This is a genomic window from Pseudomonas sp. E6002 (assembly GCF_013385565.1).
Lineage (GTDB): Bacteria > Pseudomonadota > Gammaproteobacteria > Pseudomonadales > Pseudomonadaceae > Aquipseudomonas.
The window spans coordinates 687658-707630 of the sequence record NZ_JACAPT010000009.1; the positions used below are offsets into that span (position 1 = coordinate 687658).

The 19973-nt window shown below is 62.2% G+C and carries 20 protein-coding genes; 11 read left to right on the plus strand and 9 right to left on the minus strand.

Annotated features, from left to right (window positions below; genetic code table 11):
* Positions 1-16 precede the first annotated feature (16 nt).
* Positions 17-904, plus strand: coding sequence for a lysophospholipid acyltransferase (locus HX815_RS09425; protein WP_177028108.1), 888 nt, complete (start codon positions 17-19; stop codon positions 902-904).
* Between the two features lie 134 nt (positions 905-1038).
* Here HX815_RS09425 and HX815_RS09430 read toward each other — a convergent pair whose 3' ends face one another.
* The 5 genes from HX815_RS09430 to def are packed head-to-tail and all read right to left on the minus strand — an operon-like array spanning position 1039 to position 5595.
* Positions 1039-1350 carry a lipopolysaccharide assembly protein LapB gene (locus tag HX815_RS09430; RefSeq protein ID WP_003213608.1) on the minus strand — a complete coding sequence of 104 codons (312 nt, stop codon included), beginning with the start codon at positions 1348-1350 and terminating at the stop codon, positions 1039-1041.
* 18 nt (positions 1351-1368) lie between these two features.
* Entirely contained in the window at positions 1369-2742 is a 1374-nt protein-coding gene (gene trkA, locus HX815_RS09435; protein WP_003213611.1) for a Trk system potassium transporter TrkA, read from the minus strand.
* Between the two features lie 22 nt (positions 2743-2764).
* Entirely contained in the window at positions 2765-4075 is a 1311-nt protein-coding gene (gene rsmB / locus HX815_RS09440) for a 16S rRNA (cytosine(967)-C(5))-methyltransferase RsmB (protein WP_102604438.1), read from the minus strand.
* Positions 4072-5031, minus strand: a complete 960-nt coding sequence (gene fmt / locus HX815_RS09445) for a methionyl-tRNA formyltransferase (protein WP_177028109.1) — start codon at positions 5029-5031, stop codon at positions 4072-4074. Before fmt ends, rsmB begins: the two co-directional genes overlap by 4 nt.
* A gap of 57 nt (positions 5032-5088) precedes the next feature.
* Positions 5089-5595: a peptide deformylase gene (def, locus tag HX815_RS09450; RefSeq protein ID WP_003213617.1), complete on the minus strand. Its 507-nt coding sequence runs from the start codon at positions 5593-5595 to the stop codon at positions 5089-5091.
* A gap of 150 nt (positions 5596-5745) precedes the next feature.
* On the opposite strand from def, the gene HX815_RS09455 reads away from it, so the two are divergent.
* From HX815_RS09455 to HX815_RS09465, 3 genes are all read left to right on the plus strand, one after another.
* Entirely contained in the window at positions 5746-6534 is a 789-nt protein-coding gene (locus HX815_RS09455) for a peptidoglycan-binding protein (RefSeq protein WP_177028110.1), read from the plus strand.
* A 63-nt stretch (positions 6535-6597) separates the two neighbouring features.
* A complete protein-coding gene (gene dprA / locus HX815_RS09460; protein ID WP_177028111.1) occupies positions 6598-7692 on the plus strand; it encodes a DNA-processing protein DprA in 1095 nt (364 codons plus the stop codon).
* A 54-nt stretch (positions 7693-7746) separates the two neighbouring features.
* Positions 7747-8304: an L-threonylcarbamoyladenylate synthase gene (locus HX815_RS09465; RefSeq protein ID WP_003213622.1), complete on the plus strand. Its 558-nt coding sequence runs from the start codon at positions 7747-7749 to the stop codon at positions 8302-8304.
* Positions 8305-8434: 130 nt separating this feature from the next.
* On the opposite strand, the gene HX815_RS09470 is transcribed toward HX815_RS09465, so the two are convergent.
* Entirely contained in the window at positions 8435-9412 is a 978-nt protein-coding gene (locus tag HX815_RS09470; RefSeq protein WP_076013283.1) for an NADPH:quinone reductase, read from the minus strand.
* Positions 9413-9570: 158 nt separating this feature from the next.
* On the opposite strand from HX815_RS09470, the gene hemF reads away from it, so the two are divergent.
* Both hemF and aroE read left to right on the plus strand, forming a co-directional pair.
* On the plus strand, positions 9571-10500 hold the full coding sequence (hemF, locus tag HX815_RS09475; RefSeq protein ID WP_003213625.1) for an oxygen-dependent coproporphyrinogen oxidase: 930 nt from the start codon (positions 9571-9573) through the stop codon (positions 10498-10500).
* Entirely contained in the window at positions 10500-11318 is an 819-nt protein-coding gene (gene aroE, locus HX815_RS09480; RefSeq protein ID WP_003213626.1) for a shikimate dehydrogenase, read from the plus strand. The genes hemF and aroE overlap by 1 nt, the downstream gene beginning before the upstream one ends.
* A 114-nt stretch (positions 11319-11432) precedes the next feature.
* Here the strand turns inward: aroE and HX815_RS09485 are convergent, their stop codons facing one another.
* From HX815_RS09485 to betC, 3 genes are all read right to left on the minus strand, one after another.
* Positions 11433-13001 (minus strand): SulP family inorganic anion transporter, encoded by a 1569-nt coding sequence (locus HX815_RS09485; protein WP_003213628.1) that lies wholly within the window; start codon positions 12999-13001, stop codon positions 11433-11435.
* A 165-nt stretch (positions 13002-13166) separates the two neighbouring features.
* Positions 13167-14087 carry a choline ABC transporter substrate-binding protein gene (gene choX / locus HX815_RS09490; RefSeq protein WP_003213633.1) on the minus strand — a complete coding sequence of 307 codons (921 nt, stop codon included), beginning with the start codon at positions 14085-14087 and terminating at the stop codon, positions 13167-13169.
* A 16-nt stretch (positions 14088-14103) separates the two neighbouring features.
* Positions 14104-15618 carry a choline-sulfatase gene (betC, locus tag HX815_RS09495; protein WP_008439571.1) on the minus strand — a complete coding sequence of 505 codons (1515 nt, stop codon included), beginning with the start codon at positions 15616-15618 and terminating at the stop codon, positions 14104-14106.
* Between the two features lie 103 nt (positions 15619-15721).
* Here betC and HX815_RS09500 point away from each other — a divergent pair, with 103 nt between their 5' ends.
* The 5 genes from HX815_RS09500 (at position 15722) to dgoD (ending at position 19917) form a co-directional block, all read left to right on the plus strand.
* A complete protein-coding gene (locus HX815_RS09500; protein WP_177020344.1) occupies positions 15722-16672 on the plus strand; it encodes a LysR family transcriptional regulator in 951 nt (316 codons plus the stop codon).
* 31 nt (positions 16673-16703) lie between these two features.
* Positions 16704-17030 (plus strand): DOPA 4,5-dioxygenase family protein, encoded by a 327-nt coding sequence (locus HX815_RS09505; protein ID WP_177028112.1) that lies wholly within the window; start codon positions 16704-16706, stop codon positions 17028-17030.
* Between the two features lie 102 nt (positions 17031-17132).
* The gene (locus HX815_RS09510; protein ID WP_177028113.1) at positions 17133-18101 is read left to right on the plus strand and encodes a 2-dehydro-3-deoxygalactonokinase; all 969 of its coding nucleotides are present in this window, start codon (positions 17133-17135) and stop codon (positions 18099-18101) included.
* Positions 18102-18114: 13 nt separating this feature from the next.
* On the plus strand, positions 18115-18735 hold the full coding sequence (locus tag HX815_RS09515) for a 2-dehydro-3-deoxy-6-phosphogalactonate aldolase (RefSeq protein WP_177028114.1): 621 nt from the start codon (positions 18115-18117) through the stop codon (positions 18733-18735).
* A gap of 33 nt (positions 18736-18768) precedes the next feature.
* Positions 18769-19917, plus strand: coding sequence for a galactonate dehydratase (dgoD, locus tag HX815_RS09520; RefSeq protein ID WP_003213645.1), 1149 nt, complete (start codon positions 18769-18771; stop codon positions 19915-19917).
* Positions 19918-19973 lie beyond the last annotated feature (56 nt).

Sequence of the window (19973 nt, forward strand, 5' to 3'; positions counted from 1 at the left end):
CGATCAGGAGTGACCTGTGGAAAAGTTTAAAGGCGCCTTGCTGGTAGGCGCTCTTCGGTTGTTTGCCCTGCTGCCCTGGCGCGCGGTGCAAGCGGTCGGTTCGGCAATTGGCTGGATCATGTGGAAAACCCCCAACCGTTCCCGCGAGACGGTGCGGATCAACCTGTCCAAATGCTTCCCGGACATGGATCCGGCCGAGCGCGAGCGTCTCGTTGGACGCAGCCTGATGGACATCGGCAAGTCCCTGACCGAAAGCGCCTGCGCCTGGATCTGGCCGGCCCAGCGTTCCATCGACCTGGTGCGCGAGGTCGAAGGCCTGGACGTGCTGCACGAAGCCCTGGCCTCGGGCAAAGGCGTGGTCGGCATCACCAGCCACCTGGGCAACTGGGAAGTGTTGAACCACTTCTATTGCAGCCAGTGCAAACCGATCATTTTCTACCGCCCGCCGAAGCTCAAGGCGGTGGATGACTTGCTGCGCAAACAGCGGGTGCAACTGGGTAACCGCGTGGCGGCGTCCACCAAGGAAGGCATCCTCAGTGTCATCAAGGAAGTGCGCAAAGGCGGCCAGGTGGGGATTCCTGCGGATCCGGAGCCGGCGGAATCGGCCGGGATCTTCGTGCCGTTCTTCGCCACCCAGGCGCTGACCAGCAAGTTCGTGCCGAACATGCTGGCGGGGCACAAGGCGATCGGGGTGTTCCTGCATGCCCTGCGGCTGCCGGATGGCTCGGGCTACAAAGTGATCCTGGAAGCGGCGCCGGAAGACATGTACAGCACCGACACCGCCACTTCGTGTGCGGCGATGAGCAAGGTGGTGGAGCGCTATGTGGGGGCTTACCCGAGCCAGTACATGTGGAGCATGAAACGCTTCAAGAAACGCCCGCCGGGTGAGGCGCGGTGGTATTGATGTACGGCTGACTCAAGGTTGGCACAAAACAAAATGTGGGAGCGGGCTTGCTCGCGAAGGCGGTGTATCAGACACAAATTCGGTGACTGACACGACGCCTTCGCGAGCAAGCCCGCTCCCACATTGGGTTCTGCTTAAGCTTGGCGGTCGAGTTTCTTCAGGAATACGGTCATTTCCTTTTCGGCCTGCTTGTCGCCATGTGCCAGGGCCGCTTCAATACCCTTCTCCCAAGCTAACCGCGCTGCAGCGTTATCACCCTGCCCCAGTTGCGCCTTGCCCAACAGCTTCCACGCCGCCGAATACTTCGGATCGAACTCGACGCATTTCTGCAAATGCTCGGCCGCCTTGGCGTTGTCCTTCAGATCAAGATAACCCTTGCCCAAACCAAACCGCAGCAGTGAGTTATCCACACCCTTGGCGAGCATTTTTTCCAGGGATTCGAGCATGTCGGTCACTCCGTTTGATCAGAAAAAGCTCAGGCCCACGTGGAACAGCTTCTCCACATCGCGGATATGTTTTTTATCCACAAGGAACAGAATCACGTGGTCGCCCGTGGCGATCACCGTGTCGTCGTGGGCGATGATCACTTCTTCATCGCGAATGATTGCGCCGATGGTGGTGCCCGGCGGCAGGCCGATATCGCGGATCGCCTTGCCAATCACCTTGCTCGATTTTGAATCACCGTGGGCAATCGCCTCGATGGCTTCCGCCGCACCCCGGCGCAACGAGTGCACACTGACGATATCGCCGCGCCGCACGTGGGCCAGCAAGGTGCCGATGGTCGCCAGTTGCGGGCTGATGGCGATGTCGATATCGCCGCCCTGGATCAGGTCGACGTAGGCCGGGTTGTTGATGATGGTCATCACCTTCTTCGCCCCCAGCCGCTTGGCCAGCAACGACGACATGATGTTGGCTTCGTCATCGTTGGTCAGGGCCAGGAAGATATCGGCGTCGGCGATGTTTTCTTCCAGCAGCAGATCACGATCCGAGGCGCTGCCCTGCAGGACCACGGTGCTGTCGAGGGTGTCGGACAAATACCGGCAGCGTGCCGGATTCATCTCGATGATCTTCACCTGGTAGCGGCTTTCGATGGCCTCGGCCAAGCGCTCACCGATCTGCCCGCCGCCGGCGATGACGATGCGTTTATAGGTCTCATCCAGACGGCGCATTTCGCTCATCACCGCGCGAATGTTCGCTTTGGCGGCGATGAAAAACACCTCGTCGTCAGCCTCGATCACCGTATCGCCCTGGGGCAGGATCGGCCGGTCGCGACGGAAGATCGCCGCCACCCGCGTCTCGACGTTGGGCATGTGCTCGCGCAGTTGGCGCAGTTGCTGGCCCACCAACGGCCCGCCGTAGTAGGCCTTGACCGCCACCAGCTGTGCCTTGCCTTCGGCGAAGTCGATCACCTGCAAGGCGCCCGGGTGTTCGATCAGGCGCTTGATGTAATGGGTCACCACCTGTTCCGGGCTGATCAGCACATCGACCGGGATCGCGTCGTTGTCGAACAGTCCGGCGCGGGTCAGGTACGCGGCCTCACGCACTCGGGCGATCTTGGTCGGAGTGTGAAACAGGGTGTGGGCGACCTGGCAGGCGACCATGTTGGTTTCGTCACTGTTGGTGACCGCCACCAGCATGTCGGCATCGTCGGCACCGGCCTGGCGCAGCACTGTAGGAAACGAGGCGCGGCCTTGTACGGTACGGATGTCCAAACGGTCGCCCAAATCCCGCAGGCGCTCCGCGTCGGTGTCGACCACGGTGATATCGTTGGCTTCGCTGGCCAAATGCTCGGCCAGCGTACCGCCAACCTGCCCTGCGCCGAGGATGATGATTTTCATCCGGTCACTCCCTTAAAACCATTCAGCCGCGAGCGGCGGCAATCTTGATCAGCTTGGCGTAATAGAACCCGTCGTGGCCGCCTTCCTGGGCCAGCAACTGGCGGCCATGAGGCTGCTTGATCCCGGCCTGGATGTCGAGGTCCAGTTCCCGTGCGCCGCTGGTGCGAGCAAGGAAGGCTTCGATGACTTCAGTGTTTTCGGTAGGCAGCGTCGAGCAGGTGGCGTACAGCAGGATGCCGCCTACTTCGAGGGTCGGCCACAACGCGTCCAGCAACTCGCCTTGCAGCACGGCCAGGGCGGCGATGTCGTCGGGTTGGCGGGTCAGTTTGATATCCGGGTGACGGCGGATCACGCCGGTGGCGGAACACGGGGCGTCCAGCAGGATGCGCTGGAAGGGCTTGCCGTCCCACCAGGTGGCGGTGTCGCGGCCGTCGGCGGCGATCAGCTCGGCGCTGAGGCCCAGGCGGGCGAGGTTTTCCCGCACACGCACCAGGCGCTTGGCTTCCAGGTCGACGGCGACGACACCGGCCAGGTCCGCTTGCACTTCCATGATGTGGCAGGTCTTGCCGCCAGGGGCGCAACAGGCGTCCAGTACGCGTTGGCCCGGGGCCAGGTCCAGCAGGTCGGCGGCCAGTTGAGCGGCTTCGTCCTGCACGCTGATCCAGCCTTCGGCGAACCCGGGCAGGTTACGTACATCGCCCGGTTCTGTAAGAACGATGCCGTCCTGGCTGTAGACGCAGGCCGTGGCCGCTACACCGGCTTCGCCAAGCAACGTGAGATAAGCGTCGCGGGTGTGATGACGGCGATTGACCCGCAGGATCATCGGCGGGTGCGCGTTGTTGGCCGCGCAGATGGCTTCCCACTGCTCGGGCCAGAACGCCTTCAGGGATTTTTGCAGCCAGCGCGGGTGGGCGGTGCGCACCACCGGGTCATGTTCCAGCTCGGCCAGCAGCGCTTCGCTTTCGCGCTGGGCGCGGCGCAGCACGGCGTTGAGCAGGGCCTTGGCCCAAGGCTTTTTCAGCTTGTCGGCGCAACCGACGGTTTCGCCGATTGCCGCGTGGGCCGGCACGCGGGTGTAGAGCAGTTGATACAGGCCCACCAGCAGCAGCGCCTCGACATCGGCGTCCGCCGCCTTGAACGGCTTTTGCAGCAGCTTGGCCGCCAGCGCCGATAAACGTGGCTGCCAGCGGGCGGTACCGAAGGCCAGGTCCTGGGTAAAGCCGCGATCGCGGTCTTCGACTTTATCCAGTTGGGTCGGCAACGAACTATTGAGGGAAGCCTTGCCGTTGAGCACGGCGGCCAGGGCCTTGGCGGCGGCCAGACGTGGGTTCATTGCGCGTCCACCGCTTGGCCGAGGACGATGCCAACGGCAAATTTCTCACGGCGGCTGTTGAACAAATCGCTGAAGTTCAGTGCCTTGCCGCCGGGCAATTGCAGACGGGTCAGACACAGCGCCTGTTCACCGCATGCTACCAACAGGCCGTCCTTGCTGGCGCCGATGATCTCGCCGGGGGCGCCCTTGCCTTCGGCCAGGGTAGCGGCCAGTACTTTCAAGGCCTCGCCATTGAGCGTGCTGTGGCAGATCGGCCACGGGTTGAAGGCACGCACCAGACGCTCCAGCTCAACGGCCGGGCGGCTCCAGTCGATGCGGGCTTCATCCTTGTTCAATTTGTGGGCGTAGGTGGCGAGGCTGTCGTCCTGAACTTCACCTTGCAGAGTGCCGGCAGCCAGGCCTGCGATGGCCTGGACGACAGCCGGCGGGCCCATTTCGGCGAGGCGATCATGCAGGCTGCCGCCGGTGTCTTGCCCGGTGATCGGGGTGGTGACTTTCAGCAGCATCGGCCCGGTGTCCAGGCCTGCTTCCATGCGCATCACGGTCACCCCGCTTTGCGCATCACCGGCTTCGACGGCACGCTGGATCGGTGCCGCGCCACGCCAGCGAGGCAGCAGCGAGGCGTGGCTGTTGATGCAGCCCCGGCGCGGGATATCCAGCACAGCCTGGGGCAGGATCAAGCCGTAGGCCACCACCACCAGCAGGTCTGGCTTCAGCGCAGCCAGTTCGGCCTGGGCATCGGCGTTGCGCAGGGTCGGCGGCTGCAGCACCACAATGTTGTTTTCCAGTGCCAGCTGCTTGACCGGGCTGGGCATCAGTTTTTGCCCACGACCGGCCGGGCGATCGGGCTGGGTGTAGACCGCCACGATTTCATAAGGGCTGGCGAGCAGGGCCTTGAGGTGTTCGGCGGCGAATTCGGGGGTGCCGGCAAAAACGATGCGCAGTGGCTCGGTCATGGGAAACGTCTCACAAAAGAAAAAGGCTTGCCGGAGCAAGCCTTTGAAAGAAGGGAATCAAGCTTGCTGGCGATGCTTCTTTTCCAGCTTCTTCTTGATCCGGTCGCGTTTAAGCGTGGACAGGTAATCGACAAACAGCTTGCCGTTGAGGTGGTCGCACTCGTGTTGGATGCACACCGCCAGCAGGCCTTCGGCAATCATCTCGAACGGCTTGCCGTCACGGTCCAGGGCCTTGATCTTGACGCGCTGGGGACGGTCGACGTTCTCGTAGAAGTCGGGCACCGACAGGCAGCCTTCCTGGTACTGGCCCATCTCGTCGGTCAGGGTTTCGAACTCAGGGTTGATAAACACCAGGGGCTCGCTGCGGTCTTCGGACAGGTCCATGACCACGACGCGCTGATGCACGTCGACCTGGGTCGCGGCGAGGCCGATACCCGGGGCTTCATACATTGTTTCAAACATGTCATCGACCAACTGACGAACCTTGGCGTCCACTACGGCCACTGGCTTGGCGATGGTGCGCAGGCGTGAGTCCGGAAATTCGAGGATGTTCAAAATAGCCATAAGCGTAATTGCTGCACATGTGAGGTAAAGGCAAGTCGGCGCCGGGGATGGACCCTTGATGTGCCGGGATAAGTGCCGTGGGAAAACGTCCGAAAGCCGCGAAGGCCAAGGCGTTTCACGCGAATGCACATAATAAAGGAGATTCACCCCATGAGGAAATCGCTACTCGTCTTGCTGCTGTGGGCCCAGGCCGTTATTGCCCAGGTTCCCGAGAGCTATCCACAGGCCGGCCAACCGTTGCCGCTTCATACGCAGCAGGCCATCCAGCGCTTTTTAATGCACAACCGCATTCTCGATACCCCCCAGGAACTGGAGCACGCTCCCTATATTGTTGCAGCAGATGCCGGACGAGTATTGGGCGCCGATGGCGAGCGTATTTATGCGCGAGGTGCCCTGGACCCTACCGCCGAAAGCTACGGGATCTTCCGTCGCGGTAAGGCCTATACCGACCCGCAAAGCCAGGAATTGCTGGGTATCAACGTCGACGACATTGGCACCGCACGTTTTGTGACGGCGGGCGATGTCAGCACGTTGGGTGTGCAGCGCGTCACCCAGGAAGTGCGGCCCGGCGACCGATTGCTCAGCCAGCAAGCGCCCACCGACCTGGCCAGCCTGGTGATTCAGATGCCTGCTCGCGCCACTGCCGGGCACATCATCGACGTGCCACGGGGCGTGACGCAGATCGGCGTGCTGGACGCGGTGACGCTGAACAAGGGCCGTCGTGACGGCCTGATGGAAGGCCATTTGCTGGCCGTGGTGAAAACCGGGGAAACCGTTCGGGACCGAGTGACCGGTGCTCCGGTGAAGATGCCCGACGAGCCGGCCGGGACGCTATTGGTGTTCCGCACCTACGAAAAGCTCAGCTACGGCCTGGTGCTCAGCGCGTCGCGTTCGCTGGCGGTAATGGACCGTTTTGAGGCGCCTGAACGAAGACAATAATTAGGTTGCTAAATAAGTTACCAACAGAGTTATCCACAGCTTGTTCCGATCAAGGACGATCAAATGTTACCGACGAAAGACCGTGAAATTTCCCCGGCAGAACTGGAAGCCCGACTACGCTTGCACAGGCTGCCGGAACTGGGTCCCAAGGGCTTTAAAAAACTTATCGAGGCCTTTGGTTCTGCGTCAAAAGCCATCAGCGCACCGGCCAGTGCCTGGCGCTCCCTGGGGCTCAAGGTGGCCAGCGCCGATGCCCGGCGTTGCGAGGAAGTACGTGATGGTGCCAGTGCGGCATTGGCCTGGTTGGAGCGTCCGGCCCAGCATTTGCTGATGTGGGACCAACCCGACTACCCGGCATTGCTTGCAGAATTGGATGACGCACCCCCGCTATTATTCGTCGCCGGCAACCCGGCGATTCTGGAGAAACCGCAGCTGGCGATGGTCGGCAGCCGTCGCGCCTCCAGGCCAGGAATGGATACCGCCGCCGCGTTTTCCCGCAGCCTGGCGCGTGCCGGTTTTGTCATCACCAGTGGCCTTGCCCTGGGTATCGACGGTGCTGCTCACCAGGCGGCTTTGGATGTTGGTGGACATACAATCGGCGTGCTGGGCACCGGGCTCGAAAATTTTTATCCACAGCGCCATCGACGCTTGGCCGAGGCGATGATTGCCCAAGGCAGCGCCGTGGTTTCCGAGTTTCCGTTGGACGCCGCGCCCCAGGCCGGCAACTTCCCGCGCCGCAACCGTATTATCAGTGGCCTGTCGCTTGGGGTACTGGTGGTGGAGGCCAGCATGGCCAGCGGTTCGCTGATCACCGCTCGGCTGGCGGCGGAGCAAGGGCGCGAGGTATACGCCATCCCCGGCTCCATCCATCACCCCGGGGCCAAAGGCTGCCATCAACTGATCCGCGATGGCGCGGTGCTGGTGGAAACCATCGAGCACATTCTCGAAAACCTGCGTGGCTGGCAGGCCCTCTCCCGCCCGGCGCCGATTGCGGTCAATCATCCGCTGGTGGCGCTGTTGCACGCGGCGCCCCACACCGGTGAAGCCCTGGCGATTGCCAGTGGCAGGGCCTTGTCCGAGGTGCTGGCCAGCCTGACGGAGCTGGAACTGGAAGGCCGGGTGATCTGCGAAAGCGGGCGCTGGCTTGCGCGCGGCTAGGTTTTGTAACGAAGATCGGTAAACTGCGCAGAGCTTTAGTCCGGAGAGTGAGTAATGGTCAACAGGTGGCGTGTGCGAGAAGCCGCACGAGAAATTCGCGCAGGCGCAGTGATTGCCTATCCAACCGAGGCGGTCTGGGGCCTGGGCTGTGACCCTTGGAACGAAGAAGCGGTGGATCGGTTGCTGGCGATCAAGGGCCGGTCTGTGGATAAGGGGCTGATCCTGATTGCCGACAATATCCGTCAGTTCGATTTTCTCTTCGAAGACTTTCCCGATGAGTGGATGGACCGCATGGCCAGTACCTGGCCTGGCCCGAATACGTGGCTGGTGCCCCATCAGGACTTGCTGCCCGAGTGGATTACCGGGGTGCATGACACGGTGGCGTTGCGGGTGACTGATCATCCGCAAGTGCGGGATCTGTGCTCGCTGGTCGGGCCACTGATTTCCACCTCGGCCAACCCGCAGGGCCGCCCGGCGGCGCGCACGCGGATTCGTGTGGAGCAGTACTTCCGCGGGCAGGTGGATCTGGTATTGGGGGGGAATCTGGGGGGGCGCAAGAACCCGAGTCTGATTCGGGATCTGGCGACGGGTGAGGTTGTGCGGCCTTCCTGAGACCGAGTCGCCTGCATTCGCGAGCAAGCCCGCTCCCACATTTGACCGAGTCCAACTTTTGGAACGCGGTCAAATGTGGGAGCGGGCTTGCTCGCGAAGAGGCCTTCAAATCCGCTGAAAATCCAACGCCTTATGGCAACAGAATGGTCGACCCAGTCGTCCGCCGCGCCGACAACTCAATTTGCGCCTTCGCCGCATCCCCCAACGAAAACCGTTGGTTAATATCAATCTGCAGCTTCCCGCTGATGATCATCGAAAACAGATCATCCGCCATCGCCTGCAGGTTTTCCGGGTTGTTGGCATAGGTCGCCAATGTCGGCCGGGTCACATACAGCGAGCCCTTGGCCGCCAGAATCCCCAGGTTGACCCCATCCACCGCCCCCGAAGCATTACCGAAACTCACCACCAGCCCGCGTGGCGCGACGCTGTCCAAGGATGTGAGCCAGGTGTCCTTGCCTACGCCGTCGTACACCACTGGGCACTTCTTGCCGTCAGTCAGTTCCAGCACGCGTTGTGCGACATTTTCCTTGCTGTAGTCGATGGTTTCCCAGGCGCCGAGGGATTTGGCCAGCGCCGCTTTTTCCGGCGAACTCACGGTACCGATCAGCTTCACGCCCAAGGCCTTGGCCCATTGGCAAGCCAGGGAGCCGACGCCACCGGCAGCGGCGTGGAACAGAATGGTTTCGCCGCCCTTCAACTCATAGGTCTGGCGCAACAGGTACTGCACCGTCAGGCCCTTGAGCATCGCGCCGGCGGCCTGTTCGAAGCTGATGTCGTCCGGCAGGTGCACCAGGTTGGCAGCCGGCAACACATGCAATTCGCTGTAGGCGCCCAGCGGGCCGCTGCCGTAGGCCACGCGATCGCCGACCTTGAATTGAGTGACTTCGCTGCCCACCGCATCAACCACGCCAGCACCTTCTGCGCCCAGGCCCGACGGCAAGGCCGGTGGTGCATACAGACCGCTGCGGAAATAGGTGTCGATGAAGTTCAGGCCAATGGCCTTGTTCTGCACGCGAACCTGCTGCGGGCCGGGTTCTGCCGGGGTGTAGTCCACATACTCAAGCACTTCGGGGCCGCCATGGGCACGGAACTGGATACGTTTGGCCATCTGCACTCTCCTTAAGTCATTTCGCGTAGCCCCCTATCGGACTCCTAAGCTTGATCTTCGTCAACTGTGGCAGCAGTGGGTGCAGTGGTATCCTGTGCGCCCATTTGCCGCCGATGCCCAATGGCCTCGTGTAGCGTTGCCCGATTCAAGGTGATGTCATGACTACCCGCACCGAGGCTGTCAAAGCCTACCTGCTTGACCTGCAAGACCGCATTTGCAGCGCCCTGGAAACCTTCGAGACGGACACTCGCTTCATCGAAGACGCCTGGACCCGGCCTGCCGGCGGCGGCGGTCGCACCCGTGTGATCGAAAACGGTTCGGTAATCGAGAAAGGCGGCGTTAACTTTTCCCACGTGTTTGGCAGCGGCCTCCCACCGTCCGCCAGTGCCCATCGCCCGGAATTGGCCGGTCGCGGTTTTGAGGCCCTCGGCGTGTCGCTGGTGATCCACCCGCACAACCCGCATGTGCCGACTTCCCACGCCAATGTGCGTTTTTTCATCGCTGAAAAAGAAGGCGAAGAGCCGGTGTGGTGGTTTGGCGGCGGCTTCGACCTGACGCCCTACTACGGCAACGAAGAAGACTGCATCCACTGGCACCGCGTCGCCGAACAGGCCTGCGCGCCGTTTGGCCCGGACGTTTATTCACGCTACAAGGCCTGGTGCGACACCTACTTCCACATCAAGCACCGCAACGAACCGCGTGGCATCGGCGGTTTGTTCTTCGATGATTTGAACGAGTGGGACTTCGACACCAGCTTCGCCTTCATGCGCGCCATCGGCGACGCCTACATCGACGCCTACCTGCCGATCGTCCAGCGCCGCAAGGCCATGGCCTATACCGAGCAGCAGCGCGAATTCCAGGAATTCCGCCGTGGCCGCTACGTCGAGTTCAACCTGGTCTACGACCGTGGCACTTTGTTTGGCCTGCAATCGGGCGGGCGTACCGAGTCGATCCTGATGTCGCTGCCACCGCAAGTGCGCTGGAGCTATGACTGGAAAGCCGCCCCCGACAGCGAAGAAGCGCGCCTAACCGACTACTTCCTGCAAGACCGCGACTGGCTGGGTGTGCTGCCCAAGGCGGCGGTCTGATGGATCGTTATGTCGTCTTCGGCAACCCCATCGGCCACAGCAAGTCGCCGCTGATTCACCGTCTGTTCGCCGAACAGACCGGCGAGCAACTGGACTACAGCACCTTGCTCGCGCCGTTGGAGGATTTCACCGGCTGTGCAAAAGCATTTTTCGCACAAGGCCGTGGCGCCAACGTCACCGTACCGTTCAAGGAAGAGGCCTATCGCCTGGCCAATACCCTGACCGAACGCGCCCAACGGGCCGGCGCGGTGAATACCCTGAGCAAGCTCGGCGATGGCAGCCTGTTGGGAGACAACACCGACGGCGCCGGCCTGGTGCGGGATTTGACGGTGAATGCCGGGTTCAGCCTGCAAGGCAAACGCATCCTGCTGCTGGGCGCCGGTGGTGCGGTGCGCGGCGCGTTGGAGCCATTGCTGGCTGAGCAGCCGGCTTCGCTGATCATTGCCAATCGCACCGTGGAAAAAGCCGAATTGCTCGCCGAGCTGTTCGACGATCTCGGCCCGGTGTCCGCCAGCGGTTTCGACTGGCTGCGTGAACCGGTGGATCTGATCATCAATGCCACGTCCGCCAGCCTGTCAGGCGATGTACCGCCGATTGCCGGCAGCCTGATCGAACCCGGAAAGACTTTTTGCTACGACATGATGTACGGCAAAGAGCCTACGGCTTTCTGCCGCTGGGCCGGTGAGCAGGGCGCGGCGGTGGCAATGGATGGCCTGGGGATGCTGGTGGAACAGGCCGCGGAAGCGTTCTTCCTGTGGCGCGGCGTTCGACCGGACTCCGCGCCGGTGCTGGCTGAATTGCGTAGCCAACTGGCCTGACGCAATCCAAATGTGGGAGCGGGCTTGCTCGCGAATGCGGTGGATCAGTCGATACATACGGCGACTGTCACACCGCATTCGCGAGCAAGCCCGCTCCCACAGTTTTAACCGCATTCAGTCTTCGAAATGGATGGGGCATTGGTCGGCCCCTTCCAGTTTCTTCAGCTCTTCCACCACCTGCGGCCGGGCCTTGCGCAACGCCAGGCTGCGCCCCACTCCATTCAATCGGCGCGCTTCCTGGTGCAGCATCTCCACCCCGGAATAGTCGATGAAGTTGATCTGCTGCGCCTCGATCACCACCCGCTGGCCGTGCAGGCTTTGCAGCCGCACCTGCAGGTAATGGCTGGCGCCGAAAAAGATCGACCCGCCGACCCGCAGCACATCGTCCTCTCCGTCACGCCATTGCTGGACCCGCGGCTGTGAGGTGCGCTTGAGGTAGAAAAACAGCGACGCCAGCACCCCGGCGTAAATGGCCGTTTGCAACTCCAGCAACAGCGTGGCGATGCAAGTCAGGCTCATCACCACGAACTCTGCGCGGCTGACCCGGAACAGCGCCCGAATACCGCGATGGTCGACCAACCCCCAGCAAATCAGCAGGATGCTGGCGGCCATGCTCGGGATCGGGATATGCGCGATCAATGCCGCACCGAACAGCGCGAACAACGCCACCCACAATGCGGAAAACACCCCCGCCAGCGGCGAACAGGCGCCTGCCTCATAACTCAGGCCCGACCGTGTGAAGGAACCTGCCGACAAGTACCCCGAGAAAAATCCGCCGACAATGTTGGATAAACCCTGGGCGCGCACTTCCTGATTTGCATCGAGCAATTGTTGGGAGCGCGCCGACAGTGAGCGCGCAATCGACAGGCTGGTCACCAGCCCCAGCATGCCCACCGCCACGGCACTCGGCAGCAGGCGCAGGACCATGTCCAGGTCCATCGGCAGCGGGCTGAACGGTGGCAGCTTGCCGACAAATGAACTGACCCGCGCCACCTCCCCGAACATCGTCGGCCACAGCCACGGGATGAGGCTGCCCAGGGCCAGCGCGATCAACAGGGTTGGCCAGCGCGGTACCCAGAGTTTCAGCAGCACCCCCACCAGCAAGGTGCCGAGCCCGAGCACCAGTGAAGGACGATTCCACTCCCCGGCATGGTTGATCAGCGCCAGCAGACTGTTGATCGCCGTGGCCTGGCTGGGCAGGTCCAGCCCCAGCAGGTTGGGCAGTTGGCCCAGGGCGATCACCACCGCAGCGCCGAGGGTGAAGCCGAGCACCACTGAATGCGAGACGAAATTCACCAGGGCGCCGAAGCGCAGCATGCCCAACAGCCATTGGAAGACGCCGGCCAGGAATGTCAGCAACAGGATGAGTGTGATGTAGTCCTGGGAGCCGGGCACGGCCAACGGGCTGACGCTGGCGTAGAGCACGATAGAGATGGCTGCCGTGGGGCCGCAGATCAGGTGCCAGGAAGAGCCCCACAAGCAGGCGATCAATACCGGGATGATCGCGGCGTACAGGCCATACTCCGGTGGGAGACCGGCGATCAGCGCGTAGGCAATGGACTGGGGTAATGCCAGGACTGCACCGCTCAGGCCGACGACCGCGTCCCTTCCGACGCTGGCGCGGGTTTGGCGCGGGAGCCAGCTGAGGAAGGGAAAGAGTGTATGGCGGTTGGGCCAGGGCATTGGAAACTCGGTTGAAGAGGTTTGAATCAGAGTATCAGGCTCATGATGATCGTTCCCACGCTCTGCGTGGGAATGCCGTCTTGGACGCTCTGCGTCCGCTCTTGAGTCTTGACGCGCAGCGTCACCGGATGCGTTCCCACGCAGAGCGTGGGAACGATCAGTGCATCAGAGTTTGGCTTTTACAGCGGCCAGTGCATCCTGGCCGTCCACGGTTTTAACCCCGTCCAGCCACTTGTCCAGCACCGCCGGGTTCGCCTTGATCCACGCCTTCGCCGCGTCCGCATTACTGAGCTTCTTGTTCACCACCTCAGCCATGATGGCGTTCTCCATCTCCTGGGTGAAACTCAGGTTGGTCAGCAATTTCCCCACATTCGGGCACGCCTGTGCATAGCCCTTGCGGGTCAACGTATACACGCTGCCGGTGTCACCAAAGTACTTCTCCCCACCCTTGAGGTAATGCATCTTCAACTGCACGTTCATCGGGTGCGGCGTCCAGCCGAGGAAGGTCACGAACTTCTGCTTTTTCACCGCCCGGGACACTTCGGCCAGCATCGCCTGTTCACTGGACTCGATCAGCTTCCACTGGCCCAGGTCAAAGTCGTTCTTCTTGATGATTTCCTGCAACGAGAGATTCGCCGGCGCACCCGAACCGATGCCGTAGATCTTCTTGTCGAACTTGTCGGCAAACTTGTTCAGGTCGGCAAAGTCATGCACCCCGGCGTCCCAGACATAGTCCGGCACGGCCAGGGTGAACTCGGTGCCGTCGAGGTTCTTCGCCAGTTGCACCACATCGCCATTGGCCACGAACTTGTCGTAGAAGCCTTGCTGCGCCGGCATCCAGTTACCCAGGAACACGTCCACCTGGCCGTCCTTGAGCCCGCCAAAGGTGATCGGCACCGCAAGGGTGTCGACCTTGGCCTTGTAGCCCATGCCGTTCAACAGGAAACCGGTAATGGCATTGGTGGCGGCGATATCGCTCCAGCCCGGATCGGCCATCTTCACGGTGTCGCAGCTGGTGTCCGCGTAGGCGCCGGCACTGCTCAATGCCAGCAGCGCAACGCTCAACACGGTGGATAACTTTTGCATGGCCTTCCCCTCAGTTTTATTGGTTTTGGCAGGGTTGTGGAAAACGTGCCTTGCGCTCCAGATCGTCGAGGTCGATGTGGTTGCGCATGTATTGCTGACTGGCGTCTACCAGTGGCTGGTGGTCCCAGCTCTTCAGCTTGCCCTGGGTCAGCGCCTCGAACACCAGGCGGCGACGGCGTTGGCTGGCGAGCACCTGCTGGTGGATCGCAGGGATGTCCCATTTGGCCCGCGCTTCATGCAAAAACGCCTCGAACAGTGGCCGGTGTTCCGGTGACTGGCTGAGGTCCTCCCGCTCGTGCGGGTCGTTGTGCACATCGAACAATAGGCAAGGATCGTCCTCGCTGTAGATGAACTTGTAGGCGCCACGGCGAATCATCATCAGCGGGCTGATGGTGCCCTCGGCCATGTACTCACCGAACACTTCGTCGTGCCCGCCCTGCCCTTGCAGGTGAGACACCAGCGAGCGGCCGTCCAGCGCCAGCCTCGGGTCCAGCTCGCCGCCGGCCAGTTCCACCAGGGTAGGCAGCAGGTCGGCGGTGGACACGGCGGCGGTCACCCGGCCGGCGGCAAACTGCCCCGGCGCGCTGATCAGCAGCGGCACCCGGGCGGCCATTTCAAACCAGTGCATTTTGTACCAGAGCCCGCGTTCGCCGAGCATGTCGCCGTGGTCGCCGGAGAAGATGATGATGGTGTCATCGGCCAGGCCCGTGTCTTCCAGGGTTTGCAGGAGCTTGCCGACGTTGCTGTCAATGTAGCTGCACGCGCCGAAGTAGGCGCGGCGTGCATCGCGGATCTTGTTCAGCGGCAGTGGCTTGTCCCACAGGTCATAGACCTTGAGCAGGCGCTGGGAGTGAGGGTCGAGGTCAGCCTGTGGCGGTGTTGCAGGCAGCGGGATGTCGTTGTCGTCGTACAGGTCCCAGAACGGTTTGGGAATGGTGTAAGGGTCGTGTGGGTGAGTCATCGACACGGTCAGGCAGAACGGCTGGTCGCCATCCTCGCGGATATGGTCGAACAGGTACTGCTGGGCCTTGAACACCACCTCTTCGTCGAAATCCAGCTGGTTGGTGCGCACGCACGGCCCGGCCTGCAGCACCGACGCCATGTTGTGGTACCAGGAGGGGCGCACGTCCGGCTCATCCCAGTTCACGGCCCAGCCATAGTCGGCCGGGTAGATGTCACTGGTCAGGCGTTCTTCATAGCCGTGGAGCTGGTCGGGGCCGCAAAAATGCATCTTGCCCGACAGCGCGGTGCGGTAGCCGAGGCGGCGCAGGTAGTGGGCATAGGTCGGCACGTCGGCGGGGAAATCGGCCGCGTTGTCGTAGGCGCCGATCTTGCTCGGCAACTGCCCACTCACCAGGGTAAAGCGCGATGGCGCACACAGCGGACTGTTGCAGTAAGCGGCGTCGAACACCACGCCCTCAGCGGCGAGGCGACTCAAGTTTGGCAGTTTGATAGGCGAAGGACCGTAGAACGGAAGCATCGGCGCGGCCATTTGATCGGCCATGATAAAAAGAATGTTCTTGCGCTTCATGGTTTCGCGGCATTCCATAGTCGATGTTTATGCGAATGAGCATGCAGGCCATGGAAATCGTGGTAAAGCCCATGAGAAGCAATGTCTAGGATAAGCCCAGCTTATGTATGAATCCCTCGGTCACCTGTCACTCGACCTGCTGCGTGCCTTTGAATCCGCAGCGCGCCAACGCAGCTTTACGGCAGCGGCGATGGAGTTGGGCACCACCCAGCCGGCCATCAGCCAGCAGATCAAGCGCCTGGAAGAACAGCTGAAGGTGCGCCTGTTTGATCGCATCTACCGTGGCATCGAGCTGACCGACGCGGGCGCCTTGTTATTTGAGCAGGTACAGGCCGGTTTGCAGAGCATCAACCAGGGCCTGAGCGCGATTGCCGAGCAGGACCAGCATGAAGTCCTGCAGGTGGCGACCGACTTTGCCTTCGCCGCGTATTGGCTGATGCCACGCCTGCATCGTTTCCATGAAGCCAACCCGCAGGTGGACGTGAGCCTGGTCACCAGCGAGCGTAACCACGCCACGTTGCGCAGCGATATCGATGTAGCGGTGCTGTTCGGTGACGGCCGCTTCAAACAGGGCGACAGCCTGTGGCTGTTCAACGAGGAAGTGTTCCCGGTGTGCAGCCCGCAGCTACTCCAGGACCGAGTCGCGCCACTGTCGGTGCAGAGCCTGCTGGAGTTCCCCTTGCTGCACCTGCGCCAGCAAAACAACAACCAGTGGTTCGACTGGAGCGGGGTGTTTCGCGAACTGGGCCTCACCACCGCGCCCACCCCGGGCCAACTGCGTTTCGACAATTACACGCTGTTGATCCAGGCCGCGATCGCGGGCCAGGGCGTGGCCATCGGCTGGCGTCACCTTGTGGATAACCTGCTGGAGCAAAAATGGCTGTGCCGGCCGATTGGCGACACGGTGATCTCGCGCTTCGGCTATTACGTGGTGCTGCCCCAGCGCAAACGCCGCAGCCAGTTGATCGAGCGTTTCGTCGACTGGCTGATGACCGAGCAGGCCAGCAGCGCACAATCGCTGACCGGTCTGGCCCTGCCGTCCATTGCGGTCTAGGATTTGCCGATCAATGAGCCCGGAGCCTGTCATGCAACGTATCAAGGGCTACCACGCCCACATCTATTTCGACGCCAACACCATCGACCAGGCGCGCAAACTCTGCGAAGACGGCGCGCAATTGTTTCCGCTGCGCATGGGCCGCGTGCATGAACGCCCGGTGGGCCCGCACCCGGACTGGAGCTGCCAGTTGGCGTTCGAGCCTGAATACATCGGCGTCGTATTGCCGTGGCTGGCCCTCAACCGCAACGGCCTGGTGGTGTTCCTGCACCCGACCACCGGTGATGACCTCAAGGACCACACCGAACACGCGATCTGGATGGGGGCGATGCGCACGCTGGATCTGTCAATATTTTAAGGCTTTAATTTCCCTATATATGGGACTGATATTTATATATTGAGACTTTGCCGGTCTTGGGTTTATATTCGCCTCATCCGCTCAGAACACTCAGGTGAAGCGATGCAGGCGCAATTGATCGCGCTCGATTGGGGAACCAGTTCCCTTCGTGCTTACAAGCTCGGCCCGGCAGGCGTCGTGATCGAACGGCGCACCTTGGCGTCGGGGATCATGCACCTGCCCACTGAAGCCCGGGAAATAGCCGGTGTTCGCTGCCGCAACGGGTTCGAGCTGGCATTCGACGCAGCCTGCGGTGACTGGCTCGACACCCAGCCCGACCTTCCCGTTATCGCTTGCGGCATGGTCGGCAGCGCCCAGGGCTGGAGCGAAGCGGCTTACCGCGACACCCCGGCCGACGTTTCTACCCTCGGCCAGGCGCTGCATGTGGTGCGCAGCCTGCGGGGCGCAGCGGTGCACATCGTGCCCGGCGTGATTCAACGCGGCGCGTTGCCCAATGTGATGCGCGGTGAAGAAACCCAGGTGCTCGGCGTGCTGCAAAGCCTGGCTGCCCATACCGGGCGCGACGTATTGATCGGCCTGCCGGGCAGCCATTCCAAGTGGGTGGAGGTGGTGGAAGGCTGCATCACTCACTTCGATACTTTCATGACCGGCGAGTTGTTCGCCGTGCTCAGTCAACACAGCATTCTGGGGCGCACCCAGCGCCCTTCCGAACAGTTCCAGGTGGCCGCTTTTGATCGCGGTGTTCAGGTTGCGCTGTCGGCAGACGGCCAAACGGGGCTGTTGTCGAACTTGTTCAGCGCACGCTCCCTGGGATTGACCGGCGAGCTGGCGCCTGACGAGCAACCGGACTATCTGTCCGGGCTGTTGATCGGCCACGAACTGACCGGCCTGCGCACTCGCAAGCCCAGCCAGCAGCGCGACATCGTCCTGGTCGGCACACCCCAACTCTGCACCCGCTACCAGCGTGCACTCCAACTCTGTGGCTTCCCCCACGTGACCCTGGCGCAGGAGGCTACCGAGCGTGGCCTTTGGCAGCTGGCCATGGCGGCGGGGCTGCTGCCTGCAACCTGACGAGAGGCCCGACATGCTCAAGCAAGCACTGACACACAACGGTTTGATCGCGATCCTGCGCGGCCTGCGACCGGAGGAGGCGCTGGCGATCGGCGAGGTGTTGTACACGGCGGGCTTCAGGGTGATCGAAGTGCCGCTGAACTCGCCGGATCCTTATTCCAGCATCCGCATCCTGCGGGACAGCCTGCCCGCCGATTGTTTGATCGGCGCCGGCACCGTGCTGACCCCGGAACAGGTCGATCAAGTCAAAGCCGCCGGCGGCCAGGTGATCGTCATGCCCCATAGCGATGCCAAGGTGCTGCGGTCCGCCAAGGCCGCGGGCCTGTATCTGTCGCCGGGTGTGGCCACGCCCACCGAAGCGTTTGCCGCGCTGGCCGAAGGTGCCGACGTGCTGAAGCTGTTCCCGGCCGAGCAAATGGGCCCGGCGGTGGTCAAGGCCTGGCTCGCGGTACTGCCCGCGGGCACGGTGTTACTGCCGGTGGGCGGCATCACTCCGGACAACATGCAGGTATTTTTCGACGCGGGCGTCAAGGGCTTCGGCCTGGGCTCCGGGTTATTCAAGCCGGGCATGAGCGTCGCCCAAGTGGCGAGCAACGCCCAGGCCTACGTCGCCGCCTGGCATGCCTTGGGCTGATCAGCGTTCTCCATCTACAAGAGAGATAAGAAGATGAAAATCACCAAACTGACCACCTTCATCGTCCCGCCGCGCTGGTGCTTCCTCAAGGTTGAAACCGACCAGGGCGTGACTGGTTGGGGCGAGCCCGTTGTCGAGGGCCGCGCCCATACCGTGGCTGCCGCCGTCGAGGAATTGTCCGACTACTTGATCGGCAAGGACCCACGCAATATCGAAGACATCTGGACCGTGCTCTATCGCGGCGGTTTCTACCGTGGCGGCGCGATCCATATGAGCGCCCTCGCCGGTATCGACCAGGCGCTGTGGGACATCAAGGGCAAGGCCCTCGGCGTGTCGGTCAGCGACCTGCTGGGTGGCCAGGTGCGCGACAAGATCCGCGTGTATTCGTGGATCGGTGGCGACCGCCCGGCCGACACTGCCCGCGCCGCCAAGGAAGCCGTGGCCCGTGGTTTTACCGCGGTGAAAATGAACGGCACCGAAGAGCTGCAATTTCTCGACAGCTTCGAAAAAGTCGACCAGGCCCTGGCCAACGTCGCCGCCGTGCGGGATGCGGTCGGTCCGAACGTCGGCATCGGCGTCGACTTCCATGGCCGGGTGCACAAACCCATGGCCAAGGTGCTGATGAAGGAACTCGACCCCTACAAACTGATGTTTATCGAAGAGCCGGTGCTCAGCGAAAACTACGAAGCGCTGAAAGAGCTGGCGCCGCTCACCAGCACCCCGATTGCCCTCGGCGAGCGCCTGTTCTCGCGCTGGGACTTCAAGCGCGTGCTCAGCGAAGGCTACGTCGACATCATCCAGCCGGATGCTTCCCACGCCGGCGGTATCACCGAAACCCGCAAGATTGCCAACATGGCCGAAGCCTACGACGTGGCCCTCGCCCTGCACTGCCCGCTCGGCCCGATTGCCCTGGCAGCGTGCCTGCAGCTGGATGCGGTTTGCTACAACGCGTTCATCCAGGAACAGAGCCTGGGCATTCACTACAACGAGAGCAATGACCTGCTGGATTACGTGCGCGATCCGGGTGTTTTCGACTACGACCAGGGCTTTGTGAAAATCCCCAACGGGCCAGGCCTGGGCATCGAGATCAACGAGGAATACGTGATCGAACGCGCGGCCATCGGGCATCGCTGGCGCAATCCGATCTGGCGGCATGCCGATGGCAGCTTCGCGGAGTGGTAAACACCGCGAATTTGAGGTGAAAACCCGGTCAATGTGGGAGCGGGCTTGCTCGCGAA